Annotated in this window: 23 protein-coding genes; 4 read left to right on the forward strand and 19 right to left on the reverse strand. The window is 36.2% G+C overall.

The genetic code is table 11. The features are described 5' to 3' along the window. Positions 1-46: 46 nt before the first annotated feature. Entirely contained in the window at positions 47-2,632 is a 2,586-nt protein-coding gene (locus tag ACMAYS_RS08230; RefSeq protein ID WP_103219279.1) for a M16 family metallopeptidase, read from the forward strand. Here ACMAYS_RS08230 and ACMAYS_RS08235 read toward each other — a convergent pair. Next, positions 2,616-3,146, reverse strand: a complete 531-nt coding sequence (locus ACMAYS_RS08235) for a hypothetical protein (protein ID WP_103219278.1) — start codon at positions 3,144-3,146, stop codon at positions 2,616-2,618. The two genes, ACMAYS_RS08230 and ACMAYS_RS08235, sit on opposite strands and share 17 nt — an antisense overlap. 91 nt (positions 3,147-3,237) lie before the next feature. On the opposite strand from ACMAYS_RS08235, the gene ACMAYS_RS08240 reads away from it, so the two are divergent. From ACMAYS_RS08240 to meaB, 3 genes are read left to right on the forward strand one after another with little or no spacing between them, the layout of a single operon-like run. Then, a complete protein-coding gene (locus ACMAYS_RS08240) occupies positions 3,238-3,885 on the forward strand; it encodes an HAD family hydrolase (protein WP_103219277.1) in 648 nt (215 codons plus the stop codon). Next, on the forward strand, positions 3,886-6,024 hold the full coding sequence (gene scpA / locus ACMAYS_RS08245; RefSeq protein ID WP_103219276.1) for a methylmalonyl-CoA mutase: 2,139 nt from the start codon (positions 3,886-3,888) through the stop codon (positions 6,022-6,024). It abuts the gene before it with no gap. Beyond that, entirely contained in the window at positions 6,024-6,983 is a 960-nt protein-coding gene (gene meaB / locus ACMAYS_RS08250) for a methylmalonyl Co-A mutase-associated GTPase MeaB (RefSeq protein WP_103219275.1), read from the forward strand. Before scpA ends, meaB begins: the two co-directional genes overlap by 1 nt. Here meaB and ACMAYS_RS08255 read toward each other — a convergent pair. The 18 genes from ACMAYS_RS08255 to secY form a co-directional block, all read right to left on the reverse strand. Beyond that, complete coding sequence (locus ACMAYS_RS08255; RefSeq protein WP_103219274.1) at positions 6,969-7,271, reverse strand: hypothetical protein; 303 nt, start codon at positions 7,269-7,271, stop codon at positions 6,969-6,971. The genes meaB and ACMAYS_RS08255 overlap by 15 nt on opposite strands. Positions 7,272-7,279: 8 nt before the next feature. Further along, complete coding sequence (locus ACMAYS_RS08260) at positions 7,280-8,719, reverse strand: hypothetical protein (RefSeq protein ID WP_412463085.1); 1,440 nt, start codon at positions 8,717-8,719, stop codon at positions 7,280-7,282. A 108-nt stretch (positions 8,720-8,827) separates the two neighbouring features. Continuing rightward, the gene (locus tag ACMAYS_RS08265; protein ID WP_412463086.1) at positions 8,828-9,451 is read right to left on the reverse strand and encodes an L-threonylcarbamoyladenylate synthase; all 624 of its coding nucleotides are present in this window, start codon (positions 9,449-9,451) and stop codon (positions 8,828-8,830) included. Between the two features lie 3 nt (positions 9,452-9,454). Further along, positions 9,455-10,396, reverse strand: coding sequence for a protease modulator HflC (hflC, locus tag ACMAYS_RS08270; protein WP_412463087.1), 942 nt, complete (start codon positions 10,394-10,396; stop codon positions 9,455-9,457). Further along, complete coding sequence (gene hflK, locus ACMAYS_RS08275; RefSeq protein ID WP_103219270.1) at positions 10,393-11,385, reverse strand: FtsH protease activity modulator HflK; 993 nt, start codon at positions 11,383-11,385, stop codon at positions 10,393-10,395. Before hflK ends, hflC begins: the two co-directional genes overlap by 4 nt. 21 nt (positions 11,386-11,406) lie before the next feature. Then, positions 11,407-11,913 carry an acetyl-CoA carboxylase biotin carboxyl carrier protein subunit gene (locus ACMAYS_RS08280; RefSeq protein WP_199177580.1) on the reverse strand — a complete coding sequence of 169 codons (507 nt, stop codon included), beginning with the start codon at positions 11,911-11,913 and terminating at the stop codon, positions 11,407-11,409. A 1-nt stretch (position 11,914) separates the two neighbouring features. Continuing rightward, positions 11,915-13,366, reverse strand: a complete 1,452-nt coding sequence (locus tag ACMAYS_RS08285; RefSeq protein WP_103219269.1) for an acetyl/propionyl/methylcrotonyl-CoA carboxylase subunit alpha — start codon at positions 13,364-13,366, stop codon at positions 11,915-11,917. Beyond that, a complete protein-coding gene (locus ACMAYS_RS08290) occupies positions 13,363-14,937 on the reverse strand; it encodes an acyl-CoA carboxylase subunit beta (protein ID WP_392990464.1) in 1,575 nt (524 codons plus the stop codon). Before ACMAYS_RS08290 ends, ACMAYS_RS08285 begins: the two co-directional genes overlap by 4 nt. 198 nt (positions 14,938-15,135) lie before the next feature. Beyond that, positions 15,136-16,707 carry a sigma-54 interaction domain-containing protein gene (locus tag ACMAYS_RS08295; RefSeq protein WP_103219267.1) on the reverse strand — a complete coding sequence of 524 codons (1,572 nt, stop codon included), beginning with the start codon at positions 16,705-16,707 and terminating at the stop codon, positions 15,136-15,138. Between the two features lie 138 nt (positions 16,708-16,845). Next, entirely contained in the window at positions 16,846-17,403 is a 558-nt protein-coding gene (locus ACMAYS_RS08300; RefSeq protein ID WP_103219266.1) for a TlpA family protein disulfide reductase, read from the reverse strand. A gap of 82 nt (positions 17,404-17,485) precedes the next feature. Next, positions 17,486-17,842: a 50S ribosomal protein L17 gene (rplQ, locus tag ACMAYS_RS08305; RefSeq protein ID WP_021266273.1), complete on the reverse strand. Its 357-nt coding sequence runs from the start codon at positions 17,840-17,842 to the stop codon at positions 17,486-17,488. Positions 17,843-17,868: 26 nt separating this feature from the next. Further along, positions 17,869-18,879 carry a DNA-directed RNA polymerase subunit alpha gene (locus ACMAYS_RS08310; RefSeq protein ID WP_103219265.1) on the reverse strand — a complete coding sequence of 337 codons (1,011 nt, stop codon included), beginning with the start codon at positions 18,877-18,879 and terminating at the stop codon, positions 17,869-17,871. Positions 18,880-18,908: 29 nt separating this feature from the next. After that, a complete protein-coding gene (gene rpsK, locus ACMAYS_RS08315; RefSeq protein WP_021266246.1) occupies positions 18,909-19,295 on the reverse strand; it encodes a 30S ribosomal protein S11 in 387 nt (128 codons plus the stop codon). Positions 19,296-19,311: 16 nt separating this feature from the next. After that, positions 19,312-19,695, reverse strand: coding sequence for a 30S ribosomal protein S13 (gene rpsM / locus ACMAYS_RS08320; protein ID WP_103219264.1), 384 nt, complete (start codon positions 19,693-19,695; stop codon positions 19,312-19,314). 21 nt (positions 19,696-19,716) lie between these two features. Beyond that, positions 19,717-19,830, reverse strand: a complete 114-nt coding sequence (gene rpmJ, locus ACMAYS_RS08325; RefSeq protein WP_021266475.1) for a 50S ribosomal protein L36 — start codon at positions 19,828-19,830, stop codon at positions 19,717-19,719. Between the two features lie 21 nt (positions 19,831-19,851). Continuing rightward, the gene (gene infA, locus ACMAYS_RS08330; RefSeq protein WP_021266177.1) at positions 19,852-20,076 is read right to left on the reverse strand and encodes a translation initiation factor IF-1; all 225 of its coding nucleotides are present in this window, start codon (positions 20,074-20,076) and stop codon (positions 19,852-19,854) included. 75 nt (positions 20,077-20,151) lie between these two features. Next, the gene (locus ACMAYS_RS08335; protein WP_103219263.1) at positions 20,152-20,787 is read right to left on the reverse strand and encodes an adenylate kinase; all 636 of its coding nucleotides are present in this window, start codon (positions 20,785-20,787) and stop codon (positions 20,152-20,154) included. A gap of 3 nt (positions 20,788-20,790) precedes the next feature. Further along, positions 20,791-22,104: a preprotein translocase subunit SecY gene (gene secY / locus ACMAYS_RS08340; RefSeq protein ID WP_103219262.1), complete on the reverse strand. Its 1,314-nt coding sequence runs from the start codon at positions 22,102-22,104 to the stop codon at positions 20,791-20,793. Between the last annotated feature and the right edge of the window lie 9 nt (positions 22,105-22,113).

Genomic DNA, 22,113 nt, shown 5'->3' on the forward strand with positions numbered 1-22,113 from the left:
ACCCAGACTATAATTAACAAATACCTAAAATTAAAAGGCAATGTAAATGAAATATGAAATAGAAAAGTTAAATAATGGTTTGGAAGTCATTTTTGTTGATGTTCCAGGAAATACAAGTGCATCTGTACAGATATGGTTCAGAGCAGGCTCAACTCTAGAAGATGAGTCTAACTTTGGAATTGCACACTTTCTTGAGCACATGTTTTTTAAAGGAACACAAAAAAGACCAGGGGCCAAGATTGCTCACGATGTAGAGTCATTTGGAGGCGAAGTAAACGCATTCACTTCTTTTGATTACACTTGCTATTATATAAATTCACCAATCGCCTACTTTAATACATCAATCGATATCATTATGGATATGGTATCTAACCCAATGTTTAAACAAGAAGATCTAGTGCCTGAAAGAGAAGTAGTTTTTGAAGAATATCGTAGAAGCCAAGATAACCCAGGCCAATACTCATTTCAAAGAATTCAAGAAATGTCTTTTAACGGTGGTTACGCTCACCCGATCCTTGGAAATGAAAAAACAATTAAAAACTTCACACGTAATCAGTTAATTGATTTTAGAAACAATCACTATAATAATGCTAACGCATTCTTAGTTGTTGCAGGTGACTTAAAAGAAAAAAAGAAATACATAAAGACAATTGAAGGTTATGAACTACCAAAAGGTAAACGATCTGAAAGACCTTCATTTTCTCTTCACAAAAAATCAACGATTGAGATTCATAAAAAAGACGTACGTATGTGCCAATTAACAATGGCCATCGAATGTCCACCGATGAAATCAGACAGTGCAGCAGGTGAAGACCTCGCCTACAATGCTCTAGGTTATGGAGAGACGTCACCTCTTTATAAAAATCTTGTTTTAAATAATACGATAGCAAATAATTGTACATCTTCTTCAATGTTCTTTGCTGACGGTGGTATTCACTTTTTAAGAATCAACTTCCCAAAAGAGAATTATCAAAAAGTCATGCATGAGCTAGAAAAAACGATAACAGAAGCGACTACTGTTGGACTTAAAGAAAATGATATTAAAAAGATCAAAAACCAATATGTAGCAGCTAAAATCTATGAAAAAGAATCTCTTGAGTCTTATGCTTTTTCTCTAGGTAGTAGTTACGCTGGAGCAAAGGATCTTGAGATCGAGCAAGAATTTATCAACAAGATTAAAAAGACTAGTCTAAAAGAAGTAAATAAGAAGTACTCTGATATTTTTGGACGCTCACTTCATCTAAGCCTTCAAATTCCAAATGAATTAAAGCCGCAAGAGTTCAAACCAAAACTTGTGGAGTTTAAGAATAAAATTGCGAAACTTAAAAAGAATACGAAAGAGCAAGCCATTAAGGCCACTAAGTCTAAGCATGATCCAGCAACTCAAATTGTTGAAATCAAGCCAGGAATTAAACTTCTTTATCGTTATAATGCAATTACACCTACGTTTGTCATGCATGCTTACCTCAAAGGTGGCCTAGTTGATGAAACAATAAAGACAAACGGATTATACAGCCTAATGAGTTCACAACTTACAAAAGGCTATAAAGGTCTAAGCTACGAAAAGCTAAAATTAGATCTTGATAATAAATCAACGATGTTTAACAGCTTCTCTGGAAAGAATGCATACGGAATGACGATGCATGGTCAAAGTGAATACTTTTCAGACCTATCTAAGCACTTTTTCAAGTCACTAATTCACCCTACTTTTCAAGCAAAGTTTATTGCGCATGAAAAGAAGTTAATCTTTAGAACTATTGAAGCCAATAAAGCGGACCCGACAAGGCACTGCTTTAATGAAGCTACTAACTTATTATTTAAAGGACATTCATATGCCCTTTCAACTATTGGAACAGAAAAATCTGTTAAAGCGCTAAAGAAAGAAGATCTAGCGAAAGTTCATGAGAAAAACTTAAGAACAAAAGAAATGCTTATCACTTTTTGTGGTGATCTTTCTTTAGATGAAGTTAAAGAGAAAGTTGAATTTTACTTTAAAGATTTAAAACCTAGAAAAGATAAGAAGAAAGAAGCAAAAAAAGTTGTTCCTATTAAAACAGTTGAAACACATATCGATTTTGATCGCGAACAAACACAAATTCTAATTGCTACTCAAACAAAGAAACTTACGGCCAAAGAAAATGTTGTTTTCAAAATGTTAACAACTCATTTATCTGGTCAATCTTCTGAGTTATTTGTTGATGTTAGAGATCGCAAAGGATTATGTTACGTTGCTCAACCGATTCATATGAATGCTCTAGAAGCAGGATATTGGGGAATTTACATGGCAAGTGGCCATGATAAAACAGTTGAAGCAATTAACGCTATCAATGCTATTTTATCTAAGTTACAAAAAGAAGGTCTCTCTAAATCTGATTTTGATCGCATTAAAATGATGATTGATGGTCAAAATCAACTTAACCTTCAAGTAAATGACGACTATGCAAATGTTTACTCTGTTCCTGCATTACACGGCCTTGGTGTTGATTACTTCTATAAATCAAATGAAGAAATTAGAAATTTTAAATATGAAGATTTCCAAAAAATTATCAAAAAAGTATTAAAACAAAATTGGATCACAATTACAGTTGGGAAATCACTTAATAATGGTATCCCAACTACGATACATCCTTAGTAAAGAGTAGATACTGCTCTTCATTTAAGTTGCAATCGCTTTGCAGTAAACTCATCAGATTAATGATGTCATAAAACTGCGAAGCGAGATTCTTAAAGAAGCCACTAGAATCATAGAATGTATGTTGATAGTGATCTAGTTTTTGATATGCAGTTTTACCAACCTCACAATAGTAGCCCAAATCAATAATTTTCTCGTTAACCGAATTTGAGAAATAACCACATAAAAATAAAGCTGTGTCAGCGATATCTCTTAATTCTCTTTTCTTTTCTCGCTCATTAAGATGTTCAGCTTGAAGTAGTTTCAACCCAAGAGTTTTCTCTCTTAATCTTCCATCTTTCTGCTCTTCAAAATAGTGCTGGGAAAGACCAAACTTATCCATAACTAATGATGAATAGAAAATAGATAGTTGTGGTAAAGGGTTTTGCCTTCTTAGGTTTATGCGATGCAGTTCATCATAGAAATATGCCTGCAGTGAAGGTTCAAGAGAAATGTTGGTCGTATGCTTTTTCACAATCTCCTCCGTATCTATAAATTATAACTTAATCTCATGACGCAAAACAACAACGAAACAAATTCCTAGGTTTTTATGGTATAAAGTTGGAATGAATATGATCGGAAAAAAGCTCAGTGATTTCAGTATTTTAGACGAAGCTGTTATTGAAGAGATCTTGGCCATTGCAAAAACAAGACCTTATATCTTCTTTGATATGGATGGAACAATATTAAATAGTGAGCCTCTTCACTACGAAGTCGTAAAATCTTTATGCCAAGGAAAGAAAATTCCATCAATGGAGGAAACTTATGGCATGTCCGATGGTGAAGTTTTTCCAATGATCCAAGAGGCATTAGGCCTCAACCACTTAGACGAGTATTTGACTAAAAAAAATGAAGCCTTAGTTAAGCTTATTGGCCAGTCTGATGCAAATAATATAAGACATAGAAATATTCATTCACTGCTTAAACGCTTAAAAGACAGTGATATCCGACTTGCACTAGTAACAGCAAGTCAATACGAAGTAACTCATCCAATTTTAAAACATTGTGAACTAGACTGTTACTTTGAAAAAATAATTACAGAAAGAGAAGTAGATAAAACGAAGCCTGATCCTGCACCATATCTATTGGCACAGGATTTTTTTAAAGCTCAAACACACGAATGTCTAATTTTTGAAGACTCACCGACTGGAATTGAAGCCGCTCAAAGAGCAGGAATTGATCACGTAGTTGTAAAGTGGTTTGAAGGAGAATAAATGCCAAATAATTCAAAAGATAACTTAAACACTTGGAAAGAATTAGCTGACAAAGAAACAAGAGGTAAAGGCCCTAAGGTTACTCAAACTCCAGAGGGGATTGAACTTAAATCTCTTTATACAAAAGCTGATCTAGAAAATAATAACCTCGTTGATACAATGCCAGGAATGGATCCGTTTATCAGAGGACCAAGAGCTACGATGTATACAGGACGTCCATGGACGATTCGCCAGTATGCTGGTTTTTCTACAGCAAAAGAATCAAATGATTTTTATAAGAAGGCACTAGCGGCAGGTGGACAGGGTGTTTCAGTTGCATTCGATCTTGCTACTCACAGAGGTTACGATTCAGACCATCCTCGTGTAAAAGGTGATGTTGGTAAAGCTGGTGTTGCAATCGATACAGTTGAAGATATGAAAGTACTCTTTGATGGAATCCCATTAGATAAAGTATCTGTTTCGATGACAATGAATGGTGCTGTGTTACCTGTTCTAGCAGGATATATTGTTGCAGCAAAAGAGCAAGGTGTATCTCTTGATCAACTTTCAGGAACAATTCAAAATGATATCTTAAAAGAGTTCATGGTAAGAAATACTTATATATTCCCACCAGCTCCTTCAATGAAAGTTATCGCAGATATTTTTGAATACACTTCAACTAATATGCCGAAGTTTAACTCAATCTCGATTTCTGGTTACCATATTCAAGAAGCAGGTGCAGATGCTGCTTTAGAGCTAGCTTACACTCTTGCAGATGGAAAAGAGTATATCGACACTGCAATTAAAGCAGGTATGCAGATTGATCAATTCGCGCCAAGACTCTCATTCTTCTTTGGTATTGGAATGAACTTTTACATGGAAATTGCAAAGCTTCGCGCGGCAAGACTTCTATGGTCTGAAATTGTTGAAAGATATGAGCCGAAAAATATTAAATCGAAAATGCTACGTACCCACTGCCAGACTTCTGGTTGGTCATTAACGGAACAGGATCCATATAACAATATTATTCGTACTACAATTGAAGCAATGGCAGCGGTATTCGGTGGTACACAATCTCTTCACACGAACTCTTTTGATGAAGCGATTGCACTTCCAACTGAATTCTCTGCTCGTATTGCAAGAAATACTCAAATCATCCTTCAGGAAGAAACAGGAATTACAAACACTGTTGATCCATGGGGTGGTTCATACATGATGGAAACTCTGACGAAAGAGATTGCAGACAAAGCTCGAAGCTTAATCAAAGAAATTGAGGAAGCTGGTGGCATGGCAAAAGCAATTGAGACAGGTCTTCCAAAACTTAAGATTGAAGAAGCCGCGGCACTTAAGCAAGCACGTATTGATCGCGGTGAAGATGTAATCGTAGGTGTAAACAAGTATAAGCCAACAAAAGAAGATCACGTTGAAGTTCTTGAAATCGATAACGTTCAAGTTCTTAATGAACAAATCAAAAGACTTGAAGAAATTCGTGAATCACGTGATGAAGCGAAAGTTAGTGAATGTATGGCAAAGCTTGAATATTACGCTAAAACTGGAAACGGCAATGGTTTAGAACTTGCTGTTGAGGCAATGGAAGCGCGTTGTAGTGTTGGTGAAATCACTTATGCACTAGAGAAGGAATGGGGACGCTACAATGCAAATACAAAAACTGTTTCAGGTGTTTATGGTAAATCATTTGAAAGCGATGAGGAATGGATGAGCATTAAAAACGAAATTGACCAATTTGAAAGAGACTTTGGACGTCGTCCGAGAATTCTCGTTGCAAAGATGGGGCAAGATGGACATGACCGTGGAGCCAAAGTTGTAGCAACAGCATATGCAGATGTTGGTTTTGACGTTGACCTTTCTCCGCTTTTCTCAACTCCGGAAGAAGTTGCGAAGCAAGCTGTAGAAAACGATGTTCACGTCGTTGGTGCATCTTCACTTGCAGCGGGACACAAAACATTAATTCCAGAACTAATTGCTGAGCTTAAAAAACTTGATGCAGAAGATATCATCGTTGTTGCAGGTGGAGTAATTCCTAGAAAAGACTATGACTTCCTTTATGAAGCTGGTGTTAAGGGAATCTATGGACCAGGAACAACAATTGCTGAAGCCGCAAAAGATGTAATTACAAAAATCAAAGAGGCACAAAAGTAATGCAAATTGATATCCAGAAATTAAAAAGTGGAAATATTAGATCACTTTCTAAATTCATCACTTTAATCGAAAGTAAGAAAGCTGAGCATCAAAAAGAAGCTCAGGAGCTCTTAAACGAAATTCTTCCTCTAACTGGAAAATCAATTCGTATCGGTATTTCTGGAACGCCTGGGGTTGGTAAATCTACATTTATTGAATCCCTGGGACTTCTCTTAATTAACAAGGGACTAAAAGTCGCAGTCTTAGCAATTGATCCAAGTTCTCCACTAAGTGGTGGAAGTTTACTTGGTGACAAAACTCGAATGGAGAAACTCGCCCAAGAGAAAAACGCTTTCATTCGCCCTACACCATCATCAGGTAATCTTGGCGGTGTCGCACTAAAGACTAGAGAGGTCATGCTTGCATGTGAAGCTGCTGGCTATGATGTTGTTCTAATCGAAACTGTTGGTGTTGGTCAGTCGGAATACGATGTTGCAAATATTGTGGACTTATTCACAGTACTTCTGCTACCAGGCGGAGGCGATGAACTTCAAGGAATTAAAAAAGGAATTATTGAATTATGTGACAATATTGTCATCAACAAAGCAGATGGCGATAACAAGCAAAAAGCTCACGATACAATGGTTCAGTATAAGTCTGCCCTTGGAGTAATCAAAACAGATCGAAAGATTGGTGCCAATGTTATGATGGCCTCGGCCCTAGAGAATAAAGGCGTAACTGAGTATTGGGACTTGATTGAAAAGATTTATCAGGAAAATCAGGAAAAGATTCAACTAAAACGTAAAAGACAAAATCAAGATTGGCTTAAGAAACTATTTAATGAACTACTTGAAAACAGAGTTAGAGCTAATCCATCACTTCAATCTGAATGGACTAAGCTCAACGACAATATCTTAAATGAAGTTGAAACACCTCTAAGTGCTGCAAATAAATTAATTCATATTTTATTTAATAATTGAACACTTCATTTTCTTCGTTACACTTTTAGGGCCAACAAGTTTTAACTCTCCTTCCTTACCCTTTAAAATGAATCGAAAACCAAGATAACCTTCAGCCTTAAGCACACCAGTATAGTTTGCCCCAGATTGCTTTACTGAAACATCATAAGTAGATTCTAATGTTTTAATGACGGCCTTATTTTCATGAACACTAAAAGAATAGCCTTCACCCTGGCAGCTTATATTTGTCGAATTTGCAAAAGCAAAAGATGTAATAAGAGAAATAATAAACAATTTAACTAACTTCATTCAATCTCCTAGATCGAAATATAGAACTTACCATCTTCAAAAGTAACATTACTTCCAACAATAGCATTCTTAATAATTTTTTCAATTAACCAGATCCATTTAACCTTGATGAAGCCAAACGGAACAACTACATCTGTTACATCCATAATAATTTGAGATTCTTTTTCATTAAATGAAACACTTGCCGTCAGATCAACATCAAAATTCTTCTTAAGAAGAACATTCTTATATGCATGGGCCTTAACCTTAGCGACACCATTAGTAATTTTAATTGAAATATCTGAAAGGTTAGATTTATCTAAGCTTAGATTTGCCAGTGGCCTATAAGAATCAATTTCCAAGTTCTTATATCGACTCGAAACTGTTTGTCTTGAGATCACACGTCCGCGAGGATCTGTAATTGTTTTAATATCTTCATTTGTTTTTAACTTAGCAATGTCTATAGATCCATCAATTAAACATTCTTTGATCATTGAAGGAATATCTAATAAGTCAGATTGAATAAGCTTTTGGCATTTAACGTTCAGATCCTTAACTGTTACTGATTTTTTAGAATCAATAAATTGAAAAATATCTGAATGAAAGTTAAGCCTCTCATTTTTCACATTTAACGTATCAATATCAAAATAAAATTTTGTTTTCTCTTTAGAGTTTGAAACTAAGATCTTTGGAACATTTAAGGCCGCAGTATTTTCACAACCACTCATAAGAGAGTCCGAATCGATCTCAATCAGATCCTCATCCTTCTCACACTTGAGATCTACAGATTTAGCCTGAACATCATATTGTTTATAGTCCATAACAAGTAAAGGTGAAGCAATTTGTAAGAATCTCGCAGCTTGTAACTGCATTGTTCCAATGTCTCCTCTTGCTGTAAATATAGCACCATCTTGTAATTTCTTTTTTAAAGCAAAGTTAACAGGCTCTTTGTACGATTTAGGAGTAATATTAAGCTCGGTCATACAACCCTTAACAATTCCATCTCCACTTGCCATATCATAATCTGGATCATTCGTTGTACAGAAAACAAAAAAGTTATTTGCCTCGAGTTCTAAACCTTCTCTATCCATAAAGAAACTTGAACCATTTATATTAAAGTAAGTAGCATTAATGGCAGTTTCAGAATTATTCATTTTTAATTTATCGAGGGTATTTAAAAAAGTATTTCCACTCATATCAAATTGAGCAGTCATCGAACCATTATCAAGCTTCAATTGATTATTCTTAAAATAAACTTCAGCACTTGATTTATTCTTATCTCGATCAGAAATATTAAAAGAAAGGGTGTCACGTGAGATTATTGCACTTTCATATTCCATGTAGCCCATTCGACCAAATATATCATCCTGCTTAGAAACATTAAGGTCATGAACTTTAACTTCAATAAAGCTATTAGCAATTGCCAGAAATGGTGTAAGTGATAAAAGGATTAATTTCTTCTTTAACATAGAACTGAATATAGAAGAAAAAGATGCCAAGATACTGAAAGTTGAAAAAATTCAGTACCTTGTCTATTTAATAAACATTAGAATTCATAGCCTAAACAACTGAAATTACTATAAAACCCCAGCGCCTTGCCTAATGACATCGGCTTCACCATTAGTGAAGTCAACAATAGTTGATGAGCCTACAAACTCGTGTTCACCTGGATCGACAATCAAAGTAACAACACCTGCAAGCGACTCTTCAATCATATAAGAATAGAGTTCACCATAAGAAGATAGGGCCGGAGTAAATTTATCTAAATCAATATTACTTGATAAGACCGGTTCACCATGGATTTCTAGTAAGCGACTAATCAATGTCGAAGGTACAAATCGAATTCCCACTTCATGATCAGTTTTATTTGCGGCCACAGCCTTAGTAATCTTCTTATTGGCATTAAAAATAAATGTATAGTGACCTGGGATAATTCTCTTTATATAGCGAAATACACCATCATCAATATTAGCAACATCAGAGGCCATTGAAATCGAATCACATAGAAGAGAGAAAGCCTTTAACTTTGGAGCATTCTTATACTTGTAGATTCTCTCAATCCCCTTCTTGCTAAAGGGAGAAGCAATTACAACCCAACTAGTATCAGTCGGTAAGCACACAAGCTCTCCATTATTAAGAGCTTGTGAAACTTTTTGTAATACACGATCATCTGGATTTTCTGCAATTACATATTCAATCAATGCTTACCTCAAGTATTTTAAGAATTCATTATCGTTAGAGATTATAAACTTAGTGTTACCTTTAATCGATGTTTTATATGCTTCTAGAGAACGTACGAACTCAAAAAAGCTTGGGTCCTGAGAAAATGTCTTAGCATATACTGCAGAAGCCTTTGCTTCAGCACGGCCCTTAATCAATTGAGACTTCTTATAACCTTCTGATTGAATTGTTTGTAAATCTTTTACCAAACGTCCTTCAATCTTGGCCTTTTCACCTTCACCAATTGATCTGATCTTCTGTGCAATTCTTTGACGTTCAGAGATCATTCTTTCGTAAACTTTACGCTCAACTGATTTCTCGTATGAAATACGTCTTAATTGTACATCAATTAATTGAATACCAAATTGTTCTAACTCTCCATCGGCTTTGCTTACGATTAATTGAGATAATTTTTCTCTACCAACGCTTACATCTTCAATGTCACCAGTTATTTCTTCTTCAATTTCGTTAACATCTACTTTAGTAGCATTTAACTTTTCAATAATTGCATTTGAATTACGTACGGCTTCAACAAGATCGTGAGATGAAATCACATTTCTCGTCGCAGAGTCTAAAATTGTATCGATTCTCTTTTTAGCACCTTCAGTATTTCGAACTGTCTGAATAAACTTAAGTGCATCAATTATTTTAAATCTCGCAGTTGTATCTACTTTAATAAATTTCTTATCCTTTGTAGGGATTTGATTTGGAAAACCATCCCAACTAAGAATTCTCTTATCAACGAAACGTACATCTTGAACGAAAGGCTTTTTAAAATGAAGGCCAGCATCAGTAATTGGATTACCAACAGGTTTACCAAATTCAGTGATAATTGCTTGTCTTCCTTCACTTACGATAAAGAGTGATTGTTTTCCTAAAACTAAACCTATAAATAGAATAACAATTAGAATTAATGCTTTATTCATTTCTTAGCTCCTTGGTCATAAATAGGAAGTAATCCCTTAACCTTTGGATCAATAATTGTAAGATTGTCGTACTTCTTATAAAGCCCTTCCATTGCTTCAATATAAAGACGCTTCTTTGTAATCTTAGGGGCACGACGATACTCTTTTAGGATTTCTTGAAACTTTGCAACATCCCCTTCTGCACGGTTTACAAGAGCAGCTGCATAACCTTCAGCTTCAGATACCATTTTCTCCGCCTTACCACGTGCCTCTGGAATAACTTTGTTATAAGCACCTTCTGCTTCGTTAATGGCCTTTTCTTGTTCTTGCTTTGCTTCGTTAACTTCGTTAAATGAAGCTTTAACGACTTGTGGAGGATTAACATCCTGAAGCTTTACAGAGATGATCGAAACACCCATGTCATACTTATCAATTACTTCTTGCATAAGTAGCTTAGCATCAGCTTCAATTTCTACTTTACCAACTGTTAAGACATCAGTAACTGATCTATCCCCAACAACTCGTCTCATAATTGATTCTGAGATATCGCGGATATTTCTTACTGGCTCACTTGTTTGAAAGATAAACTTGAAAGGGTCACGGACTTGGTATTGAACGGCCCACTCAACAGAGGCAACATTTAAGTCACCTGTAAGCATAAGTGACTCGTGATCAAAGTTATCACCAGAATAAGAAGAACGTCGTGATCTCGAACTCTTTGTTCTAAATCCAAACTCTTCTTGAAGAACAGTTTTAACTTTAACCTTAATTACTTCATCAACCCCAAATGGAATCTTAAAATGAAGGCCTGGAGTATTAGTATTAATATACTTACCCAGACGAATTACGACGGCCTCTTCATCAGGCTCGACAGTGTAAAAAGATGTGTATCCGAAAATAACTAAAACAATGAATATAAAAAAGGGCCCAAGTAACTTGAGCCCCTTATCTAAATCTTGTTTCATTTTTTCGAAGTCATTTCTTGGTGCTTGTCCATTATTAAAAGACATTTGCTCTCCTTGACTTGCGTCCTATGCTTCTACTTCTAACATGAGGACGTTTTCTTCTAAGGCGTCCCCTTCCTTTACGTGAATTGCTTTAACAACACCATCGATACCACTCTTAATTTCGTTTTCCATTTTCATGGCCTCAAGAATGATTAGTGTTTCACCAGCAGCAACTGTCTGACCAACTTCAACATTGATCTTAACAACTTTACCTGGCATTTTAGTAAGAAGTTCACCAGCGTCAGCTCCACCTAAACCAGAAGGCTTGTAACCTCTGAATAGTGAGTAAACTTTATCAACGTTAACAACTCTTGATGGAAGATCCTGTCTTGGGATCTTTTTCCAAGTTTTCTTATCTTTTGAGATAAAGTATTGGCCACAAAGCTTTCTTAACCACATTGTTTCATGAAGACTTCTTTCTCCATCTTTTAATGTAGAAAAATCAAACTCAACTAAGCTGTGATCGTGAACTTTAGTTCTTGTTAAATCAACAATTACTTCTTCATTATCATTAATTAAATATGTTCTCATCTTAGATACCCATCCTACGTGCTTCAGAACCAGCGATGATCGTATAAAGCTTAATATGATCTAGGTCTGTCTTCACGTTATTCTGAGGTGCTACTTCACCAATGTAAGCTGTTGAGTAGTGACCATCAACAAAGTTCTTCTCAGTCATAATTTCTTTTAGAAGAGGAAGATTTGTTTTAAGTCCTTCAATGAATAGTCCATCAAGTGCTGCATTCATTTTTCTAACAGCAACGTCACGAACGATCCCTTTACAAACTAGCTTACCAACCATTGGATCGAAGTCTGGAGTTACTTCTAACCCTTTATATAGACAGTGATCAAAACGAGTTCCTTGTGGGAAGTTTGTTTCAAATCCTGTTACAAGTCCTGGAGCAGGAAGCATTGTAATTGGATCTTCAGCACAAATACGACACTCAATCGCATGTCCTGATCTTCTAATAAATTCTTGAGAAGGAATACCTAACTCATCACCAAAAGCTGCTTGGATCATACATACGATAAGATCCATTCCAGTAATTTCCTCAGTAATCGGGTGCTCTACCTGAATACGAGTATTCATTTCTAGGAAATAGAATTGCTTATCTTCACCCATGATGAATTCAACTGTACCAGCAGAATCATAATCGACAGCTTTTGCAAGCTTTACAGCTGTTTCACAAACGCTTTGACGTAACTGCTCATCATTTCCAATAAATGGAGACGGTGCTTCTTCAATAATTTTCTGGTGTCTTCTTTGAACTGAACACTCTCTTTCAAAGAAGTGGAAAGTATTACCTTTCTTATCTGCAAGAATCTGAACTTCAATGTGACGAGGATTAACAATTAGTTTTTCAACTAATAGATCCCCATTATTGAAAGCTGCCATCGACTCACGTCCAACAGCTTCAAATTGAGCACGAACTTCTGTTTCGTCTTTACAGGCACGCATACCACGTCCACCACCACCGGCAACAGCTTTAAGAAGAACTGGGTAACCAATTCTATTTGCAATTTCAACTGCTTCATCAACAGTTGGAACAGCGTGATCTGTACCAGGAACAGTAGGAACACCAGCATCATTCGCTAGCTTCTTAGATGTTGCCTTGTCACCCATAACTCTGATGGCCTCAACGTGTGGACCAATAAAAGTAATACCTGCATCTGAAAGAGCATTTGCAAAATCTCTATTCTCAGAAAGGAAACCATAACCTGGGTGTACACCATCAGCATTAACTTCCTTTGCAAGAGCAACTAGCTTCTCAACATTAAGGTATGTCTCAGCATTTGTTTTACCTTGTAGATAAACCCATTCGTCACAAAATTGTAAGTGAGTTCCTTGAGGTTCGTTATCAGTATAAATACCAATTGCAGTATGCCCAAGCTCACGACAAGCTTTTGCAACACGTGAAGCAATCTCTCCACGGTTAGCAATTAATACTCTTCTTTCCATGTTCTTTGGCTGTCTGATCATCATAATTGAATATTCCCGTGTTTACGTTTTGGACGGTCAACGTTCTTATCTTTTAGAACAACTAGATATTCATATAAACGCTTTCTTGTTTCTTCTGGAAGAATTACTGCGTCGATATATCCTCTTTCAGCTGCAACGTATGGGTTAGCAAAGTTATTCTCATAGTTAGCAACTAGCTCAGCTTTCTTCTGATCAAAAGCTTCACCTTCAAGACCTTGAAGTTCTTTTCTAAATACAATATTTACTGCACCTTCAGCACCCATAACTGCAATTTCTCCAGTTGGGTAGGCAAGGTTTACGTCTGAACGAATGTGCTTAGATGCCATAACGTCATAAGCTCCACCGTAAGACTTTCTTGTAATAAGAGTGATTAATGGAACAGTCGCTTCTGCGTATGCATATAGAAGCTTAGAACCGTGCTTAATGATCCCACCGTACTCTTGTACTGTACCTGGTAAGAAACCTGGAACGTCTACAAGTGAAACAATTGGAATATCGAAAGCATCACAGAATCTAATGAAACGAGCTGCTTTACATGAAGAATCGATATCTAGAACACCAGCTAGTACTTCTGGTTGATTTGCTACGATACCAATTTTAATTCCACCAATTGATGCGAAACCAACGATGATATTTCTTGCATAATCTTTATGTACTTCTAAGAAGTGTCCATCATCAACAATATCAAGAATTACTTCTTTCATATCATATGGCTTCTTAGGATTACCTGGAACTACTTCTTTTAGTTTAGAGTTATCTCTATAAACAGGATCTGAAGTATACTTAGGCGCTTGCTTCTTGAAATTAGAAGCAGGGATATAGCTCATTAGCTCTCTTACTCTTTCAAATGTCTCGTCTTCGTCTTTACACTTAAACTGACATACACCTGATTTTTCTGAGTGTGCTGTTGCACCACCAAGGTCTTCTTTTGTTACTTCTTCGTGAGTTACAGTCTTGATAACATCTGGACCTGTAACAAACATATAAGATGACTTATCAACCATGAAGATAAAGTCAGTTACAGCTGGAGAATAAACAGCTCCACCTGCTGAAGGTCCCATGATTAATGAAATTTGAGGAATTACACCAGAAGCCTTTACGTTTCTGTAGAAAATTTCCGCGTATCCACCAAGTGCATCAACACCTTCTTGAATACGAGCTCCACCTGAATCTTGAATACCAATAACTGGAATTCTGTTATCAAGAGCGAAGTCCATGATCTTACAGATCTTTCTTGCGTGAGCTTCACCAAGTGCTCCACCCCAACAAGTAAAGTCTTGAGAATAAACAGCAATCTTCTGTCCGTTAATCTCTGCAATACCTGTAACTACACCATCTCCGTAAAACTTCTTCTTTTCCATTCCGAAGTTTACACAACGATGTGTAACAAATTTATCAAACTCAATGAAAGTACCCGGATCAACAAGTCTCTCAATTCTTTCTCTTGCAGTATACTTACCTTGCTCGTGTTGCTTTGCGATTCTCGCTTCACCACCACCAAGCTCGGCCTGCATTCTTCTGTCGATTAGAAGAGCTCTTTTTTGCTCTAATATATTTTCGCTGGTTGTTGACATACATCCCCTCCACCAATTTCTCTTTCGAGATTCTATGTAATTAAATTATCCGAGCATATTACACCCTTAAAAGACAATTTGCCCAATCACATTGCGTTATTTTCGAGGGGTTAAATCATTGAAATTATAGAAATATAAATAAAAAGGCCCTCGGAGAGGGCCTAAAAGTGTCTATCTTTTTATTTTGATGTGTTTTATCTATTCATTACCTGCTTTCGCACGCTTATCTAGCCCATACTTATCAACTTTCATAATAAGGCTGGCCCTAGACATCCCAAGCTCTTTTGCAAGCTTAGACTTATTAAAATTACATCTCTTAAGTCCTTCACGAATCATAATAATTTCTAATTCTTGAAGAGCATCTTTTAGCTTACCTGCAGTGTTTACACCTCTAGTTGACTCAACAGGAGCAGCACCATGATCAAGAAGTTGTGGACTTAGATTATCTGGAGTAATCGATTTTTCGTCTCCAGCAAGTACAACTAATCTTTCAACTTCATTTTCAAGCTGACGTACGTTACCTGGCCATGGGTAATCTAGCATCTTCTCCATACACTTCTTAGAGTATGACTTCATCGGCATTCCCGACTCATCACACTTCTTCTTAAGAAAGTGCTCCATTAGTACTGGGATATCTTCTTTCCTATCCCTTAATGGAGGAAGGTTTACGTTAAGAACGTTAATTCTATAATAAAGGTCTTCTCTGAACTCACCTTTGGCCATCATTGTTTTAAGATCTTTGTTTGTTGCTGCAATAATACGAACATCAGTTCTTCTAGGTGAATCAGCACCAACAGGCAGGTACGTTCCTTCTTGAAGAACTCGAAGTAACTTTACCTGCATAGACAGTGAAGTATCCCCAATTTCATCAAGAAATAGTGTTCCACCATTTGCTAATTCGAAAAGACCTGATTTTTCTTTATGAGCACCTGTAAATGATCCTTTTACGTGACCAAATAATTCTGAATCTAGAAGGTTTTCGTTGAATGCAGAGCAGTTAACAGCTAAGAACTGAGCATCCTTACGAGGAGAAGCAAAGTGTACGGCCTTAGCAACGAGTTCCTTACCTGTACCATTTTCACCTTGAATAAGAACAGATGATTCACTTGTTGAGATTCTCTCTAATAGTGAATAAATCTTCTGCATTTGTTTCGATTTACCAATCATATTATGGTAGCGAAATTTTTCACCAAGCTCTGAGTTAAGCATATGAATTCTTTCTTCACGCTTAGAAATCTCATAGTGAAATGTAGAAATTTCACCAGCGACTAGCTCAACTAATTCTTTTAAATATTCAATTTCTCTCGGGAATAATCTTCTTGTTTCATTAACACATTCTTGTGCTGCCTCTGGAGATGCACCATGCTCAATTAGTGCTGCCACAAGCTCTTTTTCTTCAGTTTCAGTGAATGTACTTTTTAGAAATGGGAAAGCGAAAACCGTACCATGATACTCACCTTCAATTTCAATTTTTGTTCCCATCATCTTTACACCTGGAAAATAAGAGTCAAAAATCATGACAACTTCACCAGACTGACTTAATTCATCACTAAATCTTTCAACATCAGCAGTAACAAAATCATAACCATGTGGAAGGGACATTTGCGTCTCAAAGAAAAGATTCTTAAAGTTATAGTCCTTATCTGTATGCGAACTTCTAATCTTAAAATGAGTATCAGCATAGAAAACCTCTACACCAAACCACTTATGAATTACTTCTTCGAGCTTAGAAATAACATGAAGTCCTTTTAGTTCATTCCAGTTGATCATTTTTATTCTCCGATGTTTAATTCTTTGGCACAAAAAACGATTGGCCAAAGCAAAGTCTGTAAAACTTTTCGGCAGAATTTAATAAAACTTAACTATGAATGAAAAAAAAATAGACGAATTTAAAGAAATATTATTAATTTACTTCACGCCTAAGTAACTAAGAACACGAACAAAATATGAATCCATTTTCCAATCTTGCGGACCTTTAAACATAATTCTGTGCTCAAGTTTTGAATCGAAGACGAAAGTCTCCGGTACCTTAACAACACCTAATTTACTCATAGAAATTCCTGCTTGATCATGAATAACTATTGAATTAGACGGTAAGTCATTGAATCTTTTAAGAAATTTTTTAATTTTCATATCGTCATCTTTAACGGCCATGAAAACAACTTTTACATTTTTTTCTTCTAATTTGCGTGCAAAATCTACAAATTCCGGAAATTCAGCTTCGCAAGGAGCACACCAAGTTCCCCAAAAATGAACTACTAAACCATTTGAATTACGTGCTAAATCCTGTAGCTCAACCTCAGAATTATCAGCAAAATTATCCAGCTTTACACTTGGAAGTGACTTAAGAATATAGTCTCGACTCTTATCTACATAAGAATCAATTTTACCTTTATGGTAAATAGAATATCCCAGTGTGATAGCAACAATAATAAAAATAATAGAAACTTTAGAAGATGTAGTCATAGATTTTAGAAAAAAAGTTTTAAATAAAAAAACCCATCATACGTTAATATGATGGGTCTATCTATCTCATTCGAATTAAAAATTAATCAACAAATGCGATGTATGCCATTTTAGAGTTATCTCCAACTCTATTCTCAGAAAGTCTCATGATTCTAGTGTAACCACCATTTCTCTCTTTGAATTTTGGCCCAAGCTCAGTAAATAGCTTGTTTACAGCATTCTTATCATTAAGTTTTTTGAATGCAAGTCTTCTGTTAGCAACAGTATCATTTTTTGAAAGAGTTACTAATTTCTCAACTACTGGCTTGATTGCTTTAGCTCTTGTAAGAGTAGTTTTAATCATACCGTGGTCGATAACTTCAGAAGCAAGGTTTTTAACCATTGCAACTCTGTGTGAAGGACTTACACCTAGTTTATACTTATGTTTTTGATGTCTCATATCTCTACCTCAACTTATAACAACTTTTATTCTTCTTTTAGATCTTGCATGATGCTATCAACTTTCATACCTAGACCTAGTCCCATTTGAGAAAGTACTTCTTTAATCTCATTTAGTGACTTACGCCCAAAGTTCTTAGTTCTTAGCATCTCACCTTCAGTCTTAGAAACTAGCTCATAGATATACTTAATATCTGCGTTCTGCAAGCAGTTTGCAGATCTTACAGACAGCTCAAGCTCAGAAACTGGCTTTAATAGAGCTGCATTAGCAGTATTTTGTTGCTTCTTAGGCTTAGTTTCCATTCTTGTGATTTCTTCTTCATCTTCGAAGCTTAGGAATACAGCAAGTTGGTCTCTTAGGATCTTCGCTGAATAAGCTACTGCATCCGAAGGTTCAACACCTGCGTTAGTCCAAACTTCTAGAGTAAGCTTATCAAAATCTGTTCTCTTACCAACACGTGAGTTTGTAACTGTATAGTTAACACGTGCAACTGGTGAGAAAAGAGAATCAAGATAAATCCAACCGATTGGAAGATCAAAAGATTCTTTATTATCTAGAGCTGTTACGTATCCTTTTCCTCTTGCAACAAGTAGTTCCATCTTAATAGATCCACCAGTTGAAAGGTTACAGATTGCGTGCTCTGGATTTAAAATTTCAACATTTGCAGACTCAGAAATGTCACCAGCAGTAACGATACCCTCTACCGATTTCTCAAGAGTAAGAGTTACCTGCTCTTTATCTTTAATCTTAAAGTGAACTTCTTTAAGGTTAAGAATAATCTCAGAAACTTCTTCTTTTACGTTGTTGATTGTACCAAACTCATGCTCAACACCATCAATTCTGATTGCAACAATAGCTGCACCCTGAAGTGAAGAAAGTAGTACACGACGTAAAGAGTTTCCAAGAGTTTGTCCATAACCTCTTTCTAGTGGCTTAGCAACGAACTTACCATAAGTATTAGTTAGCTTATCGTTATCCATTTCCAAAGCTACTGGTCTTATCATTCCTGTCCAATTTTTTGCTGTAAATGTGTCCACAGACAACTCCTTAATATAAATCTATAAAATTATACTCTTCTTCTTTTCGGTGCACGACATCCATTGTGTGGAATTGGTGACCTGTCAGCAACAGAAGTGATTTTAAGGCCTGCAGCGATAAATGCTCTTACAGCATTTTCTCTACCTGCACCCGGACCTTTAACTCTTACTTCAACAGTAGATAGTCCGTGCTCCATAGCCTTTTTAGCTGCTTCCATAGAAGCCATCTGTGCCGCGAATGGAGTCGATTTCTTAGACCCTCTGAATCCTAATTGACCAGCAGAAGCCCATGAAATAGCGTTACCGTTCATATCTGTGAACGTAACGATTGTATTATTGAAAGAGCATTGAATGTGAGCAATACCTCTCGAAATATTCTTTTTAACTTTTTTCTTTGAAGCTGTTTTCTTAACCATCATTAACTCCTAACAATTACTTCATTGACTTAATAGACTTCTTACCTGCGATTGCAACAGCTGGCCCCTTACGAGTACGAGCATTTGTAGAAGTTCTTTGACCTCTTACAGGAAGACCTTTTCTATGTCTGATCCCTCTGTAACAACCTAAGTCTTTTAGTCGTTTAATGTTAAGACCAACTTCTCTACGTAAGTCACCTTCTACAGTGTACTCACTTTCAAGAAGAAGTCTGATTTCGTTTGCTTCTTCTTCAGTTAGTTCGTTTGAATTTTTGTTTGAATCGATGTTTGTTTTTTCTAATACTTCCTGAGCCACTTTCGGTCCTACACCGTAAATTGACTGAAGGGCAATTTTCATTACCTTATTTCTAGGAATATCAACACCAAGAATTCTCGCCATAGCTACACTCCTTTCCTATGATTAACCTTGTCTTTGTTTGTGCTTAGGTTGCTTACATACAACTCTAAGTACGCCTCTTCTTTTAATAACTTTACAATCTTTGCACATCGGCTTTACAGATGCTCTAACTTTCATAACAACCTCGTAAATTCTACACTAGCGTTTTTTACTTCTATATGTAATTCGGCCCTTCGTTAAGTCATACTTGCTAATCTCAACAAGTACCTTATCTCCAGGTAAAATCTTTATAAAGTGCATTCTCATCTTTCCACTAATGTGGGCAATAACAGAATGTCCATTCGGTAATTTAACCTTAAATTTAGTGTTAGGAAGAAGTTCAGTAACTTCACCTTCAACTTCAATCGTTTCCTGATTACTCATATAATACAAAACCTAAAGTAATTGCTTATATATGACTCAGGGCCATATTGCAAGACGAATTACTTATATAATAAATTATTTAACAATTTTTTTAATTTCTTCAAAAATCTCATCAAGCCCTTTTGTAGCGTCTACTCTAACAAGGCGTCCCTGAGACTCATAGTACTCAAGAACTGGCTCGATATTGTCAGTAAAAACCTTCATTCTAGTCCTTACTGTATCCTCGTTATCATCTTTACGATGCACAAGGTCCTCTCCAGAAACATCACACTTACCTTCAACTTTTGGTGGCTTTGTTTTTAGATTGTAAATCTCACCACTAACAGGAGCTACACGTCTATTAACAATTCTCTCCACTAAAGTATCTAGTGCAATGTCAAAGTAAATTGCTTTAGACTGTACTCCACCAAGTAGGGCACTATCTAAATCCTTTGCTTGAACAAGGTTTCTTGGATAACCATCAAAAATATATGTTGATTTCTCAACAGCACAATTAGCCTTTAGAAGATCTAATACTAATTCATCACTTACTAATTCACCTGAATCCATGACCGCTTTAATTTTACGACCAAGGTCAGACTCTTTAGCAACTTCTGCTCTTAATAAATCGCCAGTAGAAACATGTGTGTACCCAAGCTCTGAAACTATATTCTTAGCTTGAGTACCTTTTCCTGATCCAGGAGCTCCAATTAAAATTAGTTGTGGTGCCATGGATTAGAACCTTCTATTGTTACCGTTATATTTACCTTTAGATTTGTATGACATCTCATACTTATCAGCAAACATAAACGATTGAACATTCATCATAACTCTAACAGATACAGATACTAAGATTAGCATTGATGTACCACCAAATCTTGTCTGAGCCCCTGTGATTAGTGAAGGAACAATACAAACAACGATTAAGAATAGAGCGCCAAAAAATGATAAACGATTTAATAACGTGTCTAAATATTCTTTTGTTTTATCACCTGGTCTAATACCTGGGATAAAAGCATTATTCTTTTGTAACATTTCTGAAATCTTCTTCGTTTTGAATTGGATTGGTGCATAGAAATAAGTCATATACACAATCAGAGTTGCAAAAAGAATATTAAATAAAATTTGCCCTGGTGCCAAACTTTGTTGAATTGTATCAAAGTATGGTTTGAACACACTGTCTGCAGGGATAAAAGTAGCAAAAGTTGCAGGCGCTGCTAGCAGAGAAGAAGCTAAGATCGGAGGCATAACTCCACCTGTATCAACTCTCATCGGAAGTGTCTGATTTCCACCATACACTCTATTATTAACAACACGCTTAGCATATTGAACCGGAACGGCTCTGAAAGCCCTTTCGATGAATGCAACAACAAAGAATGCAACGACAATTACGGCCACGAAAGTAAGTAGTTCAAGTCCACCCATTTCACCGTTTCTAAATAGTGTAATCTTTTGAATAACTTCAGAAGGTAGCTCAACTGCAATACCTGCGAAGATAATAAGAGAAACACCATTTTCTAAACCAAATTCTGTAATACGCTCACCAAGCCAAAGTAAGAACATTGTTCCTGCAGCCAGAGTGATCATTGTTACAATTCTGAAAAGCATACCTGGTTCAGGGATAACTCTAGCACCACCAGGAGAAACAAATGTCTCAAACACAGCAGCCATTGAGTAACCTTGTATGCAACAGAGAATTACTGTTGCATACCTAGTCCACTTTTGAATTTTTTTGTTACCTTCTGAGTCTTCTTGTAGCTCTTGGATTTGAGGTATAACCTCACCTAAAAGAGAAAAGATGATTGAAGTAGTAATATACGGCATAATCCCCAGTGCTAAAACTGAGAAACGCTTGAAGGCACCACCACTAAAAGTGTTGATAAGGTCAAAAAGACTTCCCCCACCAGCTTCCGCAAAATAAGAAGAGATCGCCTGCGCATCAACTCCTGGTACAGGAATTTGCGCAACCAATCTATATACTACTAATAATAAAAAAGTAAAAAAGACTTTTTTCTTAAGCTCTTCAAGTTTTCCTTGAGCGTTTGACATCAGACGATC

The organism is Halobacteriovorax sp. RT-2-6, assembly GCF_047085025.1.
GTDB lineage: Bacteria > Bdellovibrionota > Bacteriovoracia > Bacteriovoracales > Bacteriovoracaceae > Halobacteriovorax_A.